Raw genomic sequence first — 18,853 nt, 5'->3', positions numbered from 1 at the left:
CGTCAGACTATCGCTACCGCCTTGAACTTGCATACATCGAAGCAGACGCCGCACTTAATGCAGGCCGCCTTATCGATCACATACGGCTCCTTCATCTTGCCGGAAATCGCGTCGCTCGGGCATTTCCGGGCACATAGGCTGCAGCCGCGGCACAGCCCGGCATCAATCTCATAGGAGATCAGCGCTTTGCAAACACCTGCCGGGCATTTGCTGTCCGTTATATGAGCGAGATATTCCTCACGGAAATATTTTAAAGTCGACAGAACCGGGTTCGGAGCCGTCTGCCCGAGTGCACACAGGGATGCATTCTTGATCTGCAGGGACAGCTGCTCCATATGTTCTAGATCCTCCAGCGTGCCTTTGCCGGAAGTGACCTTATCCAGCATCTCCAGCAGCCGCTTCGTTCCGATCCGGCACGGGGTACATTTGCCGCACGATTCATCTCTGGTGAAATCCAGGTAGAACCTTGCAACATCGACCATGCAGGTATCCTCATCCATGATGATCATCCCGCCTGAGCCCATCATCGAGCCAAGGCTGGTCAGCGTATCAAAATCAATCGTGCAGTCCAGATGCTCCTCAGTCAGACACCCGCCGGACGGGCCGCCGGTCTGGACAGCCTTGAATTTTTTGCCGCCGGGAATGCCGCCGCCAATCTCAAAGATAACCTCCCGCAGCGTAATACCCATCGGGACCTCAACCAGACCGGTATTCACCACCTTGCCTCCAAGCGCGAACACTTTCGTGCCTTTGGACTTCTCTGTTCCGATTGCGGCGTACCACTCTGCCCCGTTCAGAATAATTTGGCCGATGTTGGCCAGCGTCTCCACATTGTTGATAATGGTCGGCTGGCCCCACAGCCCTTCAACAGCCGGAAACGGCGGCTTGGGCGTCGGCATCCCCCGGTGTCCTTCAATCGAGTGAATCAGCGCGGTTTCTTCCCCGCAGACAAATGCGCCTGCACCCAGACGCACCTCAATGTTAAAAGCAAACCCCGTCCCGAAAATATCATCGCCCAGCAGTCCATATTCCCTGGCCTGATCCAGTGCTTTCGAGAACCGCTGAACAGCAATCGGATATTCTGCCCGCACATAGATGAATCCCTGGTTCGCCCCTATGGCATATCCGGCTATCGCCATCGCCTCAATAACGGAATGCGGATTGCCTTCCAGAATCGAACGGTCCATGAACGCCCCCGGATCGCCCTCATCGGCATTGCAGATGACATATTTCTGCGGCTTGTTCTGCCGGGCTGCGAACTCCCACTTTAGTCCGGTCAGGAAGCCGCCGCCGCCCCGGCCGCGAAGGCCGGATCTTTTTACGGTGTCAATGACCTGCTCAGCGCTCATCGTTGTAAGCACTTGGGCAAGCGCACGGTACCCGTCACTGGCAATATACTCATCTATCACTTCAGGGTCGATCACACCGCAGTTGTGCAGCGCGATCCGTACCTGTTTTTTGTAGAAATCCGTTTCTTCAAAATTCAGCAGCTCATCGCCCTGGCGGGTCTTCTCATAAATCTTCTTGTCATACGGCTTGCCGTTGACCAGATGCTGCTCGACCAGCGCCGGAATATCCTTGATCTCCACCCTGCTGTAAAAAATCCCCTCAGGATAGACAATTACAACCGGACCCAGCTCACACAGCCCAAAGCAGCCGGTGCGTACGATCTCTACCTGAGTCTGGATGCCGCGGCCGGCGACTTCATGCTCCAGTGCAGCGATGATTTTATTGGAATCCGACGATGTGCAGCCTGTGCCCCCGCATACCATCACTGACCTGAACGAAACCGATTCTCCTGATGCCCCGCTAATCCTCCGGTTATCCAGCCGTCCCTGGGTAAGCGTGCGGATGGCATCAAGATCCGTTAACAGCTTCATGCCGATACCTCCCGTTAACTATTTGCGTGTACTGCGGGAACTAGTTATATTCCTTAAGCATTTTAGGCACGGCGTTCGGCGTAAGGCGTCCATGCACCTTTTCCCCGATGGTCAGTACAGGGGCCAGCCCGCAGGCTCCCAGGCAGCGCGTCGCTTCCAGCGTAAATTTATCGTCCTCTGTCGTTCCCTGAACCGGAACCTTCAGCTCTGTGCTGAGCCGGTCCAGAATGCCCTGAGCCCCCTTAATGTAGCAGGCGGTGCCCATGCAGACATGGATAACATGCTCCCCCTTTGGGGTAAGCGAAAAGAAATGATAGAACGACGCAACACCGTAAATTTCGCTCATGGGCAAATCAAGCTCTGCCGACACCACCTGTAGCACAGGCTCAGGCAAAAACCCGTATACATCCTGAACCTCATGCAATACAGGGATCAATGCGCCTTTCATTTGCTTAAACTGGTCAATGGCCAGCTTGATCTGCTCCAGCTTCCGGTCGGCTTCGGCAATCGTACTGTTGCTGCAAGGTTGATGTTGTTCCACTCAGACGGCTCCCTTCCATCCCGATTTAGAGCAGCTCATGCTCATGTCTAAGCTTCAGGCGGCTCCAGCGGCGTTCAATTTCCTTCTCAAAATCCTGCAGCAGCTCCGCGTCCTTCACCAGATGCTTCGTTTTGCCCATACGCTTCAGCCAGTCTACCGCAGGAATACGTTTGCCTTTGTCCTCCGGATTATAGGTGATGCGGGTGATGCCCTGTTCAATCTCATACAGCGGGAAAAAGCAGGAATCCACCGCCGCCCTCACCAGCTCATTGCCCTGATCATCCGGCGTTTTCCAGTTGAGCGGACAGGCGCAGAGTATTTTTCCGTATGCGGTTCCGGTGTTGTTGGCGTACCACTGGGCCTTGGCCGCTTTTTGCAGCAGATCCTGGGGATTGCTCTCCGCTCCGGTGAACACATAAGGAATGTTGCAGGCGGCGAGAATTTGGGCGGTATCCTTGTGATGGCCTTTTTTGCCTTTTTGGGCTACGCCGACGCCTGACGTACTGGTCATGTGCCCCACAGGGGTGCTGTAGGACAGCTGCGAGCCGGTATTCATATAGCCTTCGTTGTCATATTCCAGAATGATCATTTTATGATTACGCAGCGCTGCACCTACGGTTGCCCCCATCCCGATATCCATGCCGCCGTCCCCGGAGACCATGACAAAGGTGACATCATCCGCAACCTGGATCTCTCCGCGCCGTTTCAGTTCATAGAACGCATCCACCATACCGGCCAGCGTTGCTGCCCCGTTCTGGAACAGATTGTGCACGAAGGTCTGCTTATGCGAGGAATACGGGTAGCTTGCAGTCACCACATAAGCGCAGCCGGTCTGGAAGAGCACAACCATATCCCCTTCGATGCCTTTAAAAAAGAGCTCCAGCGCCGACAGCGCACCACAGCCGGGACAAGCGCCATGTCCGGGAGCGAGCCGGTGCGGCTTCACGGTCAATTGCCGGAGTGGCGGCAGCTTCACCTTGAGCAGTCCGGTTGCTTCATTCTGTGTGACCTGAATCAGACCTGTTTTGTAAGCATTGCCGTGAAGCGGCTCCATTACGGGGGTGAGAGCATCCTTTTCTTCGCCCGGATAGTAGCCGTAGTAGTCAAAAGGCTTCTCTGCATAGCCCTTTGCGGCCGCATCGATTGCCAGCCCGAAAAAGGCTGCTGCATCATCGGCATAAAAATCCTTGCCGCCCAGACCAAAGATCCGGGAGAGGACAATCGTGCTGTTATCGGGATCAGCCTGCAGCGCCGAACGGATTTCATGGGTGAGATTTCCGCCTTGGGCGCCGTAGGAATCGGCACGTTCACCCACAAGCAGCGCTTTGACGTTCTTAAGTGCGCCGCGCAGCTGTTCTGCCGGGAACGGGCGGATGATGTTCGGCCGGATCAGCCCGGCCTTAATGCCTTGGGCACGCAGCTGGTCCACGGTATCTTTGGCTGTCTCACCGGCGGAGTTAAGCAGAAATAAAGCGTATTCAGCATCCTCCATCCGGTACAGATCGAGCACCTTATATTCCCGGCCGGAGAGCAACGCATAGTCTCTGGCAACCTCACTGTACACCCCGCCCGCTTTCTCCAGGGCTTCAGACAGCTGATAGTGGTTGTTCAGCAGATCATCCCCGCCCATATGGGCACCTATAGTGACTGGACGGGCCGGGTCAGACACATTCGGATAGCTATGATTCCTATGATTCGGGTTCGGCCCGACAAAGCCCTGAACGACACTATTGTTCTTAAAATATTTGACCTTGCGCTTCTGATGCGAGGTGAAAAATCCGTCATACGCGACCATTACCGGCAGCCTCACCTCTGAATGCTCCGCTATTTTCAGCGCCATAATGTTCATGTCATAGACCGCCTGCGGTGTGCTTGCCGTCAGAATAACCCAGCCTGTGTTCAAGCCGTAATAGAGGTCTGAGTGATCGCCGCGGATATCCAGCGGACCGCTAACCGCACGGGTTACAAGGTTCAGCACCATCGGAAACCGGGTTCCCGACTGGGTGGGCAGCTGCTCCAGCATGTACAGGAAGCCTTGGGAGCTGGTTGCGTTTATCACCCGCGCGCCTGCCATTGCAGCCCCATAGCAGATTCCCGCCGAGCCATGCTCACCGTCTGCGGCAACGAGCTGAATATCATGCTGGCCGCGTGCTTTCATCTGGTCAAGATATTGGGCAACCTCGGTCGAGGGGGTAATCGGAAAGTAGCCCATTATATGATAGTTAATTTGCGCAGCAGCGGTTGCCGCCATTTCATTGCCGGATTCGAAGCAGGTGACCTGCTCAGCCGGCAATGCTCCGGATAATTGATTTTCACTAACAGCCATTGGTGAGTTCCTCCCTCTTCAATTAACAGAACACTTGGGCAACACGGTGCTGCTCGGCATATCCCGGCTCTTCACGCAGGCTGGTCAGCGCATCGGTCGGGCAGGCTTCTATACATTTCAGGCAGCCCTTGCAGTACTGGTAGTCGATGCCCTTCAATACCTGCTGCATCCGCCCGCGTTTATCGGCTTCCGCTTCCCACACGAAGCAGTAATCCGGGCAGACATTATCGCAGGCTGCGCAGCTGATGCATGTATCTGCATGGAACTCCGGCAAAAGTCCGGCACGTGAGCCGCTCAGATCCTTTAATATGCTGTTGCCTTGTGCCGTAATTACGCCGCCGGGCACCTGTGTTTTATATCCAAGCAGCGATTGCACCCGCTTAAAGGGCTTGATCTGTGAGCCCTCCGGTACGTCATAGGTCATGAACTGTACCTCATTGTAGCCCCGGTCGAACGTGCGGAGGTTGGGCTCCACGAGCAGCGGATACTTCTTCTCAAACGTCCGCCGGATAACGGTGCGCATCGCTTCAGGATCAAGAAAATCACAGATGCGGAACATCGCACCTAGCATCGCTGTGTTAATCTTGGTCTTCTCCTCTACGGCAATGCCCATCGCATCAATCAGCGCCACGGTACCGGATTCAACGCCAAGACTGGCCCGCACCTCATCGAAGCCGCGGGTGGTATTGACCAGAATGACCCCATCCGGCTGCAGTCCGCTGGCGACATTCACAATCTTGTACAGCGCTTCATGAAAAACGGCGATCAGATGCGGCTGCTCAATCGGACTATGATCCCTGATCTCCATTTCCGGATCACAGAACCGGACAAAGGTTTTGACGGGTGAGCCTTTTTTCTCCGAGCCGTAGGACGAAAAGTTCGCGGCATTGAAGCCCAGCTCCAGCGCTCCGGTCTCGGCCAGCATTTTGCCGGCCAGGTTGGCGCCAAGCCCGCCGATGGACTCCAGGCGGATTTCATAGAAGCCGAGTGCATTTTTCTTGGTCAGGGTAGACAACGGGTTTCCTCCTTCAGTGTGACGGTAAGCTCATATTTCAAATTTAGAATGAAATGGTCATATATTTTGGGATTGACCGTGACTCCAGAGAATGTTTGGACTTCCAGCCGCTGTTGTCTGCAGATTTCTTGATTAGAACCGCTTTACGCGGTAGAAATCCGCAGACAGCATATGCTTCCGTAGCGAGCTTTTCTGCGAAAAGCTTTCAGACGGTCGCTCCCGCTCCTCCAGTTCCAAAATTCCCCTCCGCCACTCTTCCCTTAATATAAGTTTTCAAATTCATTCTATATAGTGAAAATATTCACTTACTGTTTTATAGTTGTGCCTTATAGCTGCAATGATCCCCCCGGCTAAACTCCATCCGGTAGCCGGAGACGGCGATCCGCATTTCAAGGCAGCTGCGGCAATGCTCCGGTTCATCGCCCATGCAGATTTTTTGCTCATACAGGGCGTATTTGCTGCGGATCTGCAGCGGTGACAGGATAGGCATGACGACATTTGCCCCTGCCTGGAGCGCTTTTTCCCGGCCGGACGGGTCCAGTGTTCCCATTGCAGTAGTTGCAGGCATTAGGGCATCCGGCACCATAAGTCTAGCCATCGCGATCATCACCAGCGTATCTTCCACCGTCCCGCCTGCCGCTCCGTTTAGCGGTGTAGCACTATGCGGGATAAACGGGCCTATGCCGATCATCTCGGGCTGGAATGCTTTTAGAAACAACAGATCCTCAGCAAGATGCCGGTGTGTCTGGCCGGGAAGACCGACCATGAAGCCCGCCCCCACCTGATAGCCGATCTCCCGGAGGATGTGCAGGCAGTCCATGCGGTTATCGAACGACATGCCCGGATGCAGGGATTCGTACAGGGTGCGCGATGCAGTCTCGTGGCGCAGCAGATAGCGGTCCGCTCCGGCATTATATAATGCGCGGTAAAAGGTTTCACTCTGTTCACCGACTGACAGGGTGATAGCAGCATCCGGGAAACGCCGCTTCAGCCTTCCGACAATGGAGGTCATTATCTGCTCAGAATAATGGATATCCTCCCCGCTCTGCAGGACAAAAGAACGGTAACCAAGCTCATAGCCTTCCGCAGCACACTCGATAATTTCTTCCTCCGTGAGCCGGTAACGCTCTGCACTGGAATTGGACCTGCGCAGTCCGCAATACAGGCAATCCTGCCTGCAAAAGCTGGAGAACTCAATCAATCCACGCGAGTAAACGCTTACACCATATTGCTGCTTACGGACCTCTGATGCCCGGCAGTACAGCTGCTGTTTCCATTCAGGAGTAAGATTCCCGAGAAACCAGACGATTTCTTCTTCAGTCAGCTCATGCTGCTCTGATAATTTGTTAAGCAAAACTTCCATAGTTCGGTGGCCACCGTCCCTTGCGGCAGGCTAAATCCCTAGCGTTCTCTGCGCCTCAACATTTGCTAAAAAAGTTTACTTCGGTAAGAATACTTTAGACTATGCCGCACCTGAATTTTAAATGCCGGGTTTTGGCTGCCGCTTATGAGCTTTTTGGGAATTGTTGAAAAGTTTATGCATATCGGGTATGCCGACAGGGTTTGTCGGAGAAGTGTCATTCTCAGTCCAATTGAGAATCAAATCCTGTTTCTTCTACTTAAATGTAAGCATCCTCCAATAATCAAATGGAAAAAGACCGTAGCCTCTGCTGTAACACAGAGATCACGGTCTTGTTTGTTATAAACCTAAAGTGCCGTCATTGTATTGGTCAGCCTGCCCAGCTTCTCAATCTCAACCGTCACAACATCACCAGCCTGCAGATACACCTGCTTCTCCGTCGGATAACCGAGGACTACTCCTTCCGGTGTGCCGGTTAATATAATGTCCCCCGGCTCCAGCGTCATATGCTGTGAAGCGAAGCTGATGATTTCATCACAATGGAAAATCATATCCGATGTGTTGGACGCTTGCCGCACCTCACCGTTAACGTAGCAGGAAATGCTCAGCGCATTGGGCTCACGCACCTCATCCGCTGTGACCAGATACGGCCCCACAGGAGCAAACTTGTCACAGGTTTTGCCAAGCAGCCATTGCTGGGTCCGGAACTGCAAATCACGCGCTGACAGATCATTCGCACAGCAATAGCCAAAGACGTAATCCAGAGCCTCCTCTTTGCTGATGTTGCTGGCTGTACGGCCGATAACAATGGCCAGCTCTGCCTCATAATCTACTTGCTGCGACACTGCGGGTAAAGGAACATCCTCCAGATGCCCGGCCAATGCATTGCTGAATTTGCTGAACAAAATCGGAGTCTGCGGGATCGCCGAACCCGTCTCTTCTGCATGCTTGCGGTAGTTGAGGCCGACGCAGAGGATTTTGCCCGGACGGTTCACTGCCGGTCCGAAAGTAAGCCCATTTTCATCAAGCAGCAAATGGCTGTTGTCCGGTTTTCCGGTAACGAAATCTGTAAGAGTAAGCAGCTTATCGAGAACTGTGTCTCCTCCTGAAATGGCCTGGTGGATATCCAGGTCCGCTAATTCCGTCTGACCGCTGGCTGCAGCTGCACCGGCAACGTCTATAATCCCTGCATCCGTATGTATCCCCAGCCGGTAACCGCCGTTCCGTACGTAATTAAGCAGCTTCATCGTAATCTCTCCTTTTTTAGTAGTCGAATACTCTTAATTCTATCAGCATAGCATCACTATTTGGACGGCAGGTCTAATTAAAGTATCCCCTGGTGAAATTTATTGTTCTATCAAAGTTAACGTACACACCGTTAAGATTAGGTTTATGCAGAACATGCGTGAAATTATAAAATAGCGGGAGCAAAACCATTTCATCCATTAGGAGCTTTTCTGCCTTGCCGTACAGTGCCATCCGTTCCTGCACTTTATCCGTATGCCGGGCCTGCTGCACGTAAGCGTCGTATTGTTTATTGTGCCAGCTTGTATTATTTTCCGGACTTGCCGATGTAAGGAACTCCATGAAATTAGCCGGATCGTTAAAATCAGCACTCCATCCGCCCCGGGCCACCGTATAATTACCGCTATAACGGTTCGCCAGCTGGTCCTCCCAGGTCAGCAGCTCGATTTCGGCTTCGACACCAAGATTCTTGATCCAGCTGCTGATGACAATCATAGCCACCTGAGTATGATCATAGCCTTCATTGAGGCTAATCTTGAAGCTTGGGAGCTTCGTAAGCCCCTCTTCTTTAAGTCCTTCCTGCAGCAATCTTTTGGCCTGCGCAATATCCTCGCTGATGTAGCCTTCATCACTAATCTCCGAGCGGTAATCCAGCTTCGCTCCCCGCACACCGTATGGAATTAAACCATAGGCGGGAATGCCGCCGAATAGTTCACGGTCTAACGCCATAGCAAGTGCTTTACGGATTTTCAGATTATGAAATGGGGCTTTATTGGGGTTAAACTGATAATAAAAGGTGCCCCCCAGCGGAAAAGCCTTAAGTGCTTTTGCCGATTCCTGATCAAGCGCACTGTATTGGATGGATTCCGTTCCGCCTGCCCAGTCCACCTCATTATTCAGATAAGCCTCAGTCGTTGATTCGGTTCCAGACTTGGGTGTAAGCAGCTGCACCTCGGTAAGACGGATGTCTTTGGCCAGGTAATATGCTGTATTTTTGCTGAGCGTTATGGCACTGCCGGTCCATTGCTTCAGCTTGAACGGTCCGTTCGTAACCATTGTTTTCATGCTCCGGCCCCACTCGCTATCCTTTTTAACAGTCTGCGCAGGAACAGGCATATACACATCGTCAGCCAGCAGCTGGGTAAAATAAGCAGTTTTTTCCGACAGCGTCACCTGCAGGGTAGAGTCATTCAGCGCTTTTATACCCACCTTTGAAGCGTCCTTAACCTTGCCTTCGTGGTAGGCCTGGGCTCCGGCAATGGAATACATTCTGAAAGCCCGGGAGCTAAAGGTGGCCGGTGCCAGTGCCCGTTTCCACGCATATTCAAAATCTGCTGCCTTTACAGCCTGCCCGTTGCTCCATTTCACACCGGATCGCAGGGTAAAGGTATAGATTTTACCGTCTGCAGATATCTTCCACGACTTAGCCATAGCCGGAACGGCCTGACCTCTCTCATCCAGCCGGACCAGCCCCTCAAACAAGCCTCTAACAATTGATGATGTTCCCCCGTCAATCGTAGTTGCCGGATCCAGCGAAAACGGTATGACACTAAGCCCTACCCGCAGCACCTGCTTCGCCTGAACAGCGGATGCCATCCCCCCGTCAGCACCGGATAATCCGGTAAGTATAGCCAACACCATTATAAACTTCATCAGCCTCTTCATTCATGCTCCCCCAGCGTTACAATATTAATAGACTAATAGATGATACCATGAACTAGAACGGATGCATGTCGTAATTTGTCTAAGTCTGGTAGCATATCCTACACAGCTACAAAAAGGTGGAGAAATCTATCCACTTTCCACCGCACATTGACACCGGCGAAAACGGGTCGTTAAACTGGACCTACAGGTCAAAAATGCGGAGGAACGCCGGCTATGAGAAAGCTGCTGCTTTTTATGCACAAAATCCGCTTCAAAATGTTCGTGATCATCCTCGCCTGCATGCTGACGGTTGCGCTGTCGATCAGCCTGATCGCCTACCGGTATATTACAGACCTGCTGACCGAAAAACAGATGAGCCAGATGAAATCCTATTCTGACCGTCAATCTGAGCAGCTGGAACGGATTCTTTCGGACATCAAAGCTCCGCTCGGCCAGCTGGCCGGTAAGCTGTCGGAAACAGACCAGTCGCGTGAAGGCGTAACCCGTGTTCTGCGCATGTATCAGTATTCCGTGTATCCTTTTTCAAGAGGCATGTATTTCATTGCCCCCGATCATTCGATTTATGAAACGGTGCAGACCACCGTGCTGCCGGAACCCTTTATGGAAAAGCTGTTTAACGGCGCCCGGACCAGCTGGACCTCTCTGCAGACCGCCGGACCTTACCAGTCGGAGAATAAAGGCCTTGTCCTAACCATGGCCGTAACCGTTTACAGGGGGATGGATATTCAGGGTATCCTGGCGGCGGATATTGATCTGTTGGCCCTTAATGAGCTGATTGCCGGCATGAATCCCTCCCCTACTACCTCTATTTTACTGTTCAATCCGGAAATCCAGCCAATTCTCAGCTCTGTTAAGGTACGGCAGGATGAATACAGCGGGCTTTTTCCCCAGATTCAAAATTACCTACAGCAGGATGCCGGGGGCTTCCACCCGCTTTATGCGGAGAACGGCGGAGAATTCGTGGCTCTGTTCGGCAGCCCCAACTCGCAGGATTGGCGTCTGGCCAGCTTTGTCGGCAAGCAGGATATTCTCGCACCGGTCACTCAGCTGAGGGCTTATGCTATCTATCTTGTATTATTTTTTATCCTGCTGTCGCTAGTTATCTCCTTCTTTCTTGCCCGATATATCGACGGTCCGATCTCAGGCCTGATTCTGCAGATGCGCCGCATCCAGAAGGGCAATCTGGGGCTGCGTGTCCAGTTAAAGCGCAAGGATGAATTCCGTACCCTCGCCGATTCCTTTAATGTGATGCTGGACCATATCGGAGAGCTGATCGACGACAAGCTGAGGATTGAAAAGATGAAAAAGCAATACGAGTTCCGTGCGCTGCAGGCCCAGATTAACCCGCATTTTCTCTACAATACGCTCAATTCCATCAATGCCCTGGTCGACCTGAAGCGGACGGATGAAATCGCCAAGGTGCTGCATGCGCTCGTTAATCTGCTGGATTATTCGATGGGCAAAGGTGAGGCGCTGACCAGTCTGCGCAATGAGCTGCAGGGACTGAGGCATTATGTGTTTTTGCAGCAAATCCGCTATCAGAACAAGTTTGAGGTTCATTTTAACGTTGATGATGAGCTTCTGGACTATAGCCTATTAAAGCTGACGCTGCAGCCGATAGTGGAAAACGCGATTTTTCACGGAATAAAAGAGAAACGGCGCGGTGACGGGCAAATCATTGTCGGCGGAAAGCAGATAAACTCCCGGCTCGTGCAGCTGTATGTAGCGGATAATGGTACCGGTATCGCTCCGGACCGTCTTGCCGGCCTGCTGGATCCTTCCAACTCTGATTCTGATTCCGATTCCGATGCTGACGCAGGGCTTCCCCGCTATTCATCGATGGGACTGCGCAATGTCCATGAACGTCTGCAGCTGCAGTTCGGCGATGCTTACGGCCTTAAGATTGAAAGCACGGAGGGAGCCGGCACGACAATCATCATTTCATTCCCGGCAGTGAAAGGAGCACCCGCAGATGGGCACTAATTCGGTGGTACTGGATAAAATACGCTGTATCGTTGTGGATGACGAAGCGCTGATCCGCGAACGGTTCCGTTATGCTTTTCCGCTGGAGGAGCATGGGTTTGAGATCGTTGGCGAGGCTGAGGATGGTGAGGAAGCGCTGGAGCTGTGCAGACAGCTTAGTCCTGACATTGTTATTACGGATGTCGTGATGCCCCGGATGAACGGGCTGGAGCTGACGGAGGAGCTGAAGCGGCTGATGCCGCGGGTTAAGGTGATTATTTTGTCGAGCTTCCAGGAATTTGAATTCGCCCGTAAGGCGGTTATGCTTGGGGCGCTGGGCTATTTGCTGAAGGTAACCTCGGGTTACCAGGAGCTGCTGGAGATTCTCGGCCAGGCCCGCAATGAAATTGAAGCCGACCGGGAGAAAATGCTGCTCTCCATTGAGGAGCGCAAGCATCTGCAGGACAGCCAGCCGCTGCTGCGCAAGCAGCTTATTCTCGATATCCGCTCCGGCGCCGTGCAGTCCCCCTCCAAGCTGAACAGCACCTGTGATTTTGTGAATTGGCACCGGCCGGAGGCGGTATTCATGTTGGGGATGGTCAGCATCGACCGTTATAGCGCATTGTCACAGACGTTTCATCCCAAGGACCTCTCCCTGTTCAAGTACGTGATGATGCGAATTATTGAGGAGCTGGCAGACAGTAAGCTCTGCTGCAATGTTTTTGACTGGGACCGGCAGAGCATCGGGCTGTGGATTCAGCTGTCTGAGGCCTGCTCTGATCAGGAGGAGCTTCTGTTATTCTATGAACATATTTTGCATCACGCGAGAAAATATTTGCCGTTCACTGTTTCCGTGCGCATAAGCTCTGAGCACCGTATGGCTGCCGGTCCGCAGGCCTGGCCGGCATCGTTCGGTTCAGCCTTTGGCGAGCTAGAGGAGCTGAAGGCTGAGTTGTTCTATCACGGGCATGGCGGGTTGCATGTTTATGGTGCGGGTGCTGGGGGTGGGGCTGGCGTTGGATTGGGTGGTGGGGCTGGAACTGGGGCTGGCGTTGGACATGGAGTTGAATCAGGTGGTGGCGCTAGAACCGGGACTGATGCAAGAGCAGGCGTAGGATCAGGTGGTGGTGCTGGGAACGGGGCTGGAGATGGAGAAGAAACGGGTCAGCAGACTTTGCCGGGGGATGCACAAACTGCTGAAGGACATACTCACGGCTCCGCTTTGCCTGAGCTTCCCGACCCTGTAGAGCAGCTTGCCGGCTGGAGTGATCCGTCTCAGCTTCAGCGGCTGGTGCATGATGTATACATCCGGCCGGTTGTGCGGATGAAAGTCCGGCCTAATGAGCTGCTTGGCTGGATTGAGGAGCTGGCTGAACGCTGGACTATGGCGGACGCGTATTCACGCAGCCGTTTTCACTCGGAGCTTGGCGATGTCGAAACTGTCTTTGACACTGAAGAGTTTCTCGTCCGCCTGTTCATGTGGAAGCAGAATTCCAGCCGCCTGTCCTTCGATCAGCCGGTGCAGCGCAGTGAGATCCAGAAAGCGCTGGACTACGTCGCCAGACATTACCGGGAGCCTGTCAGTGTAGCCGATATCAGCGATTACACCGCCATCAGCCCTAACTATTTCAGCCACCTGTTCAAAGCCCAGACCGGCATCAACTTCTCCGATTACGTGACCCGCTTCCGGATTGAGAAGTCCAAACAATTGCTGCGCGAGACGGATAAGCAGGTTGGCGAAATCGCCGAACAGGTCGGCATTCCCGACTACAAATACTTCGCCCGGATCTTCCGCAGGCTGGCCGGCAAAACCCCCAGCCAATACCGGGAGGAAGAAGGCTTCCGCACGGGTAAAGCCTAGGGGTACAGATAAAAAGGAGTACTCCGCTGTGTGTTCGGGAGTACTCCTTTTTGACGTTGCTAAGGTATTTGCCCGTAGCGGCTCATTGGGCCGAATCAAAGGCATTTTTGCCCTTCTTTTTGCTCGCATCAGCCTCATCCGGACAAATCAAGGGCATTTTTCCCCTTCATTTGCTCGCATCATCCACATCTGGCATTTTTGCCTTTCATTTGACCGCGTCAGCCCCATCCGGCCAAATCAAGGGCATTTTTGCCTTTCATTTGCCCGCGTCAGCCACATTGGGCCGAATCAGAGGCATTTTTGCCTTTCATTTGAGCGTGGACGCCACATCTGGCCAAATCAAAGGCATTTTTGCCCTTCTTTTTGCTCGCATCAGCCTCATCCGGACAAATCAAGGGCATTTTTCCCCTTCATTTGCTCGCATCATCCACATCTGGCATTTTTGCCTTTCATTTGACCGCGTCAGCCCCATCCGGCCAAATCAAGGGCATTTTTGCCTTTCATTTGCCCGCGTCAGCCACATTGGGCCGAATCAGAGGCATTTTTACCTTTCATTTGAGCGTGGACGCCACATCCGGCCAAATCAAAGGCATTTTTGCCCTTCATATGCCCGCACTTCGCCCCTATATTCGCCTAAAGTGCATCAGCCGCAACAATCAGCTCGAAGACAGAGCCGGCGGCGAACAGCGTGCCGGCCTTTGGCTTGAAGGTCACCGAAGTTACGGCTGCGCTGCTCTTCCAGCGGCCGCCATACAAGGCAATACGGCTGCCGCATGTGCCGGCGAGCGACAGGATATGCTTATGCCGGTCAGTCTCCGCATGCCGGATAATGGAAAGTGTTCCGAAGCCGTATTGGCCGGCCTCTGCTCCTGCGCCTGTAATGACGCCGATCTCATTGTCTGTCAGCAGAGCGGTCTCATTATCACCCTCGTCTTTAACTTCTCCATAAGCGGATGCCCGGCGGATCGCATAATTGGCGGCCGACGTATCACCGTTCAGCTCAACCAGGAGGCCGTCTTCCTTCGCTCCGGAATTACTTCTCGCCACAACAACCGCACGCAGCCCGACAGCTCCTGCAGGAACCTGAAGAGTGACCGAAGCTTCTCCCGATGCAGAGACTACATGCCGGGCTGCCGGTGACTCTGCTTTATAGGCGCTGATGATAGAGCCGGGCAAATAATAATGTCCGCCCATTCCCGGAAAGTAGTGGAGCCGGGTTAATGCAGCCGTATTCCTTCTCCGCCCGTTTTCCTGGCTGACCGGATAAAAAATATCCTCATACGCAGCATGCTGGCTCATCCACGGCTTATGAAAATCCGTGCTGCGGTATTCCGGATACATCACCACCAGATTGCCAAAAGAATCCGCCGGAGCCGCAGCTGCCGTAGACCAGCCGACCCGTTTCTCTTCAAAGTACTCATCAATAACCTTCGGATTCGCAATCCCTTCCCCCCCTAAACGATGGAGCGGGTAATTGGCAGCCGTAGTATCATTATTGAGCTCCTGATAGACCCGGTCGCCTTGACGGGTAGACAGATCATGGCTGGACCGCAGATACATCAGCAGGATCAGATGATTGGCATCCGTTGGCAAAGTGCCAAAGGTAAATTTCCGGGTCTGCGCATCCGGCAGACGGTCTGCCGCCAGAAGTGCTTCATTGACTGCATACAGGGTGATGATTGAGCCTGCAGCCCACTGGTTAACCCCGCCGGGCACATTTTGCCATGGACGCAGAGTGATAGAGTCTATTGCTGCCGTATTCTCCCAGGCTCCGGCATGACGCTGCAGTCTGGTCTCCAGAGAAGAACCCATACTCTGCCACAGCTTCAGATTGTCTGTACGGAAAGCAAACGGAAACAGCAGATAACCGCCGCCAAACCCTGCCGCTGAAGGGGGAATATCCACACCTTGCGCAACATTCGTATTCGTTGTACTGGTTGTGGTAACCGCAGAACCTGTGGCCGCAAACTCTCTGCGGTTATAGTGAGCAGCAGTATCCCCATTTAGAATGACCTCGCAGAATCTGCGCTCGGTGTATGTCTGAGCAGCGTTAACCTCAACAATCAGATGACGTGTGCCGGCAGGCACAAGAGCGGACAGAGAGCTGAACGTAATATCGGTTCCCGGTGTACCTTCCACCTGGATTTCGGCAATGCGTGTAAGCGGCAGTGAGGATAGAATACTCATAAATAATCGCTCCTTTAGATATGAATTAGATATTCTATGAACTTAAGCCTAATAATCTAGTAATCCAGAAAATCCGGCCTATCCAATTACAGCATCGTCAAGACCCGCAGAAATCTGCCTGGCAATCCAGAAATTCTCTTCCGGTTCTGTGCCAGAAGTTCCCGGAGCAGCACACAATCCTTCCGGCCACGGCTCATCCGCAATATAGGCGAGCGCAGCACTATCAGGTATCACTCCAAGATTCCGAAGCTTCTCTACTGCAGGCAGCACAAGCAGTTCCCCGGTGTCTCCCTCTTCAGCAGCTTCAAGGGGCCAGCGGATATCCAGATAAACCTCGTCCGGATAATAACTAGGCCGTATCCGCAAGGCCAACACGTTACCGTTATGACTCCACTCCATCCACCTGCAGTCTGCCGTTTCTCCCAATGACCCGGAGCCTATCAAAACCGCAGTCAGTGTACCTGGAACGGCCTGCCCCATAACTCCCGCCCGATCAGCCTGCCCAATAATTCTGCCAGCGGCGACCAGTCCTCTGCCGTTCTTATAGGCAATCTCAACTAGACTCCGCCCTTCTGCATTCTGCTCCTCCAGACAACGTGCCTCATACAGAACGCTTACCCCGGCATTCTGCAAAAGCCGGTCTGCCGCCAGCTGCACCAATACAGGCTCCAGCTGCTCTCCGTTCCACGCTCCTTCTTGTCGCAGCAGATCAATCAGCTCGTATGCGCCTCCGCCAGCAGACTCGTCAAGCCCTTTAAAATAGGTCACTCTAGACCTCGTAACCTCAGTCATCAAAGCACTTCCGTCAGCGATCAGCACCACTCTCCTGCCTTGACGGCCCAACGCTGCCGCACAGATAACCTCTGCGGTCCCGGCACCAATCACCGCTATATCAAACTCACCAAGAAATGGAGCAGCCTCTTCTTTATCCGGCATACCCACCTCGCTCCAGGGAAGAAGCCGGGCAGCCGCATTGCGGACATACCCCCGCGGATCAGCCGCCGCAGAAGCCGCCCACCCAGTGACCCCTCCTTGCTCCCCGGTCAAACTTGCCAATAGCGCTGCCGCTCTGAGTTCCAGGCTCCAGCCGAGCGACTCCGGCCGGTCCCCGTGCATCCGGTAATCCATTCCAAGTTCACCGGATGATAACCACATCTGAACAGCACCGGCAGCTTCAGCACGTTCCCCGGCGCTCAGCACCGGACAAACAGCAGACAAGTAATCCAGCAGAAAGGTGCTGTGAACCGCACCCGGCTGCTCTTTAAGTGCAGCCGCGGCCTGACTCACTCCAGCGGTGCTTTTCAGCATACGCAGCAGTACAAATGAGGCAATCCAGAACGGTACGCATTTGGGATGATTGCTGAGTTTATTCTTATCCCTGGTAGCAATGCGTTCCATTAGGTATGGAACGGCTTCTTCTCTTTCCAGCATAGCCAGTGTGATAGCAGCACAGAATCTAGCCTCCGGTGTGCCTTCATAAAGCTTGCTTTCCAGCAAAACAGCGACCTGGCGTTCCTGTTCAGCTTCAGCTGAACTGCCCAGCAGCCAGACTGCCTTCCACCGCTCGTCCGTCCCGAAATAATGGGCAAGCTGTTCGGCATGCGAAGCGGCGTTCTCTTTCCCCAACTCTACACCTGCCAGCCCACCGCGCTTGAAGCGAAGATTCCGGCCATGGGTCCGCTGCAGCTCCTCCCCCTCCAGCACACTCCGTTCCACCAGCCGTTTCTGCAACCCGGAACGGTCCAGCTCACGCGGTGCAGAGCCGGTACGGATACTCATAGCAGCAGCAACGCCGGCTGCCTCGCCTACCTTGTGCATATCCTTTTGCATCCGCACACCCATTCCAACATCCCGGTCTACAGACAGGGCGCGCCCGGCCACCAGCAGATTTCCGATGCCGGCAGGCAAAAGTGCCCCGTATGGAATGTCGCACCACAGGCCTTTGACGAACAAGCCCATGACCGCAATCCACAGCTGGCTGAATTCACTTTCATTCCCTGTATCAAAGCCGTGATTATCCAAATGGGAATAGCTGCGGCAGATCACCTCCGGTGAAGGCCGGTCTTCAATATAATCCTCCAGGGTTATTGTTACGTCTCCCTCAATCAGGCCGCCTTCCCGGACCCCGAGCATGGACGAGACCGCAAAATAATGCGCACCCTCTGCATACCCTTCCCTAACCCATTCACGGCCGCGGATAAAAGCCCGCGACACATCCCATGGATCGTACGGATCTACCCATCCGGCATCCAGATTGTCATACCCGATCTCACCGTCCAGCACTCTGCGCGGAATGAAGGAATAATTGTGATACACGCCGTCCAGCCCGCGGCCATACCTCAGCCTGCCGCCGGCCATACGGACGAGATGGGCATTCCCGGTGCTGTCGATAGTCACCCCGGCACTAATTTCCAATCGGCCTGCCGGAGTCAGAGCCCGGACACCCGCTACTTTTTCCCCCTCTTTAATGACCTCATACACCACAGAGTCCAAATAGAACATAATTCCCTTTTCCCGGCAAAGGGCGGCAAGCACCACCCGCTTGGCATCTGGATGAAAGCCCTTGGTTTTACCTCCGAATTTTGCAGCAGCTTCAGCGGTCCGGCGGTCTATCTCCTCCTGCAGCCCTCCCGGAGAACCATAATAGTATCGGTGGATACCGCCGCGGGTAGCCACTCCGCCCAGTGCAGTATCATTTTCAACCAGGATGACCTTCGCGCCTTCCTCTGCGGCCGCAATAGCTGCCACACAGCCTGCTGTTCCGCCTCCTACAATAAGAACCTCCGTCCGGACGGATTTTGACTGGCCCAT

At 53.7% G+C, this 18,853-nt stretch carries 11 protein-coding genes; 2 read left to right on the top strand and 9 right to left on the bottom strand.

What is annotated here, in order from left to right; translation table 11 throughout:
* Nucleotides 1-2: 2 nt before the first annotated feature.
* The 7 genes from nuoF to R70723_RS15165 all read right to left on the bottom strand — a co-directional run bounded on the left by nuoF (nt 3) and on the right by R70723_RS15165 (nt 10,032).
* Entirely contained in the window at nt 3-1,880 is a 1,878-nt protein-coding gene (gene nuoF / locus R70723_RS15195; protein WP_081957389.1) for an NADH-quinone oxidoreductase subunit NuoF, read from the bottom strand.
* Nucleotides 1,881-1,920: 40 nt separating this feature from the next.
* Nucleotides 1,921-2,421, bottom strand: coding sequence for an NADH-quinone oxidoreductase subunit NuoE (gene nuoE, locus R70723_RS15190; RefSeq protein ID WP_081957388.1), 501 nt, complete (start codon nt 2,419-2,421; stop codon nt 1,921-1,923).
* Nucleotides 2,422-2,446: 25 nt separating this feature from the next.
* The gene (locus tag R70723_RS15185; RefSeq protein ID WP_039873138.1) at nt 2,447-4,747 is read right to left on the bottom strand and encodes a thiamine pyrophosphate-dependent enzyme; all 2,301 of its coding nucleotides are present in this window, start codon (nt 4,745-4,747) and stop codon (nt 2,447-2,449) included.
* Between the two features lie 22 nt (nt 4,748-4,769).
* Nucleotides 4,770-5,762, bottom strand: a complete 993-nt coding sequence (locus R70723_RS15180; RefSeq protein ID WP_039873135.1) for a 2-oxoacid:acceptor oxidoreductase family protein — start codon at nt 5,760-5,762, stop codon at nt 4,770-4,772.
* Nucleotides 5,763-6,075: 313 nt separating this feature from the next.
* Nucleotides 6,076-7,125, bottom strand: a complete 1,050-nt coding sequence (gene hydE, locus R70723_RS15175) for a [FeFe] hydrogenase H-cluster radical SAM maturase HydE (protein WP_039873134.1) — start codon at nt 7,123-7,125, stop codon at nt 6,076-6,078.
* A gap of 344 nt (nt 7,126-7,469) precedes the next feature.
* The gene (locus R70723_RS15170) at nt 7,470-8,369 is read right to left on the bottom strand and encodes a fumarylacetoacetate hydrolase family protein (RefSeq protein ID WP_039873133.1); all 900 of its coding nucleotides are present in this window, start codon (nt 8,367-8,369) and stop codon (nt 7,470-7,472) included.
* 73 nt (nt 8,370-8,442) lie between these two features.
* Nucleotides 8,443-10,032 carry a peptide ABC transporter substrate-binding protein gene (locus tag R70723_RS15165; RefSeq protein WP_047171133.1) on the bottom strand — a complete coding sequence of 530 codons (1,590 nt, stop codon included), beginning with the start codon at nt 10,030-10,032 and terminating at the stop codon, nt 8,443-8,445.
* A gap of 213 nt (nt 10,033-10,245) precedes the next feature.
* On the opposite strand from R70723_RS15165, the gene R70723_RS15160 reads away from it, so the two are divergent.
* Both R70723_RS15160 and R70723_RS34250 read left to right on the top strand, forming a co-directional pair.
* On the top strand, nt 10,246-12,015 hold the full coding sequence (locus R70723_RS15160; RefSeq protein ID WP_039873131.1) for a cache domain-containing sensor histidine kinase: 1,770 nt from the start codon (nt 10,246-10,248) through the stop codon (nt 12,013-12,015).
* Nucleotides 12,005-13,855: a response regulator gene (locus tag R70723_RS34250; protein WP_039873129.1), complete on the top strand. Its 1,851-nt coding sequence runs from the start codon at nt 12,005-12,007 to the stop codon at nt 13,853-13,855. Before R70723_RS15160 ends, R70723_RS34250 begins: the two co-directional genes overlap by 11 nt.
* Nucleotides 13,856-14,488: 633 nt before the next feature.
* Here R70723_RS34250 and R70723_RS15150 read toward each other — a convergent pair.
* Both R70723_RS15150 and R70723_RS15145 read right to left on the bottom strand, forming a co-directional pair.
* Complete coding sequence (locus R70723_RS15150) at nt 14,489-16,042, bottom strand: hypothetical protein (protein ID WP_039873128.1); 1,554 nt, start codon at nt 16,040-16,042, stop codon at nt 14,489-14,491.
* 78 nt (nt 16,043-16,120) lie between these two features.
* Nucleotides 16,121-18,853, bottom strand: a complete 2,733-nt coding sequence (locus R70723_RS15145; protein WP_039873127.1) for an FAD-dependent oxidoreductase — start codon at nt 18,851-18,853, stop codon at nt 16,121-16,123.

It is taken from the genome of Paenibacillus sp. FSL R7-0273 (assembly GCF_000758625.1).
Taxonomy (GTDB): domain Bacteria; phylum Bacillota; class Bacilli; order Paenibacillales; family Paenibacillaceae; genus Paenibacillus_AQ.
Note: the sequence above shows the minus strand (reverse complement) of the source record. Positions and strands in the feature narration are given on the sequence as shown.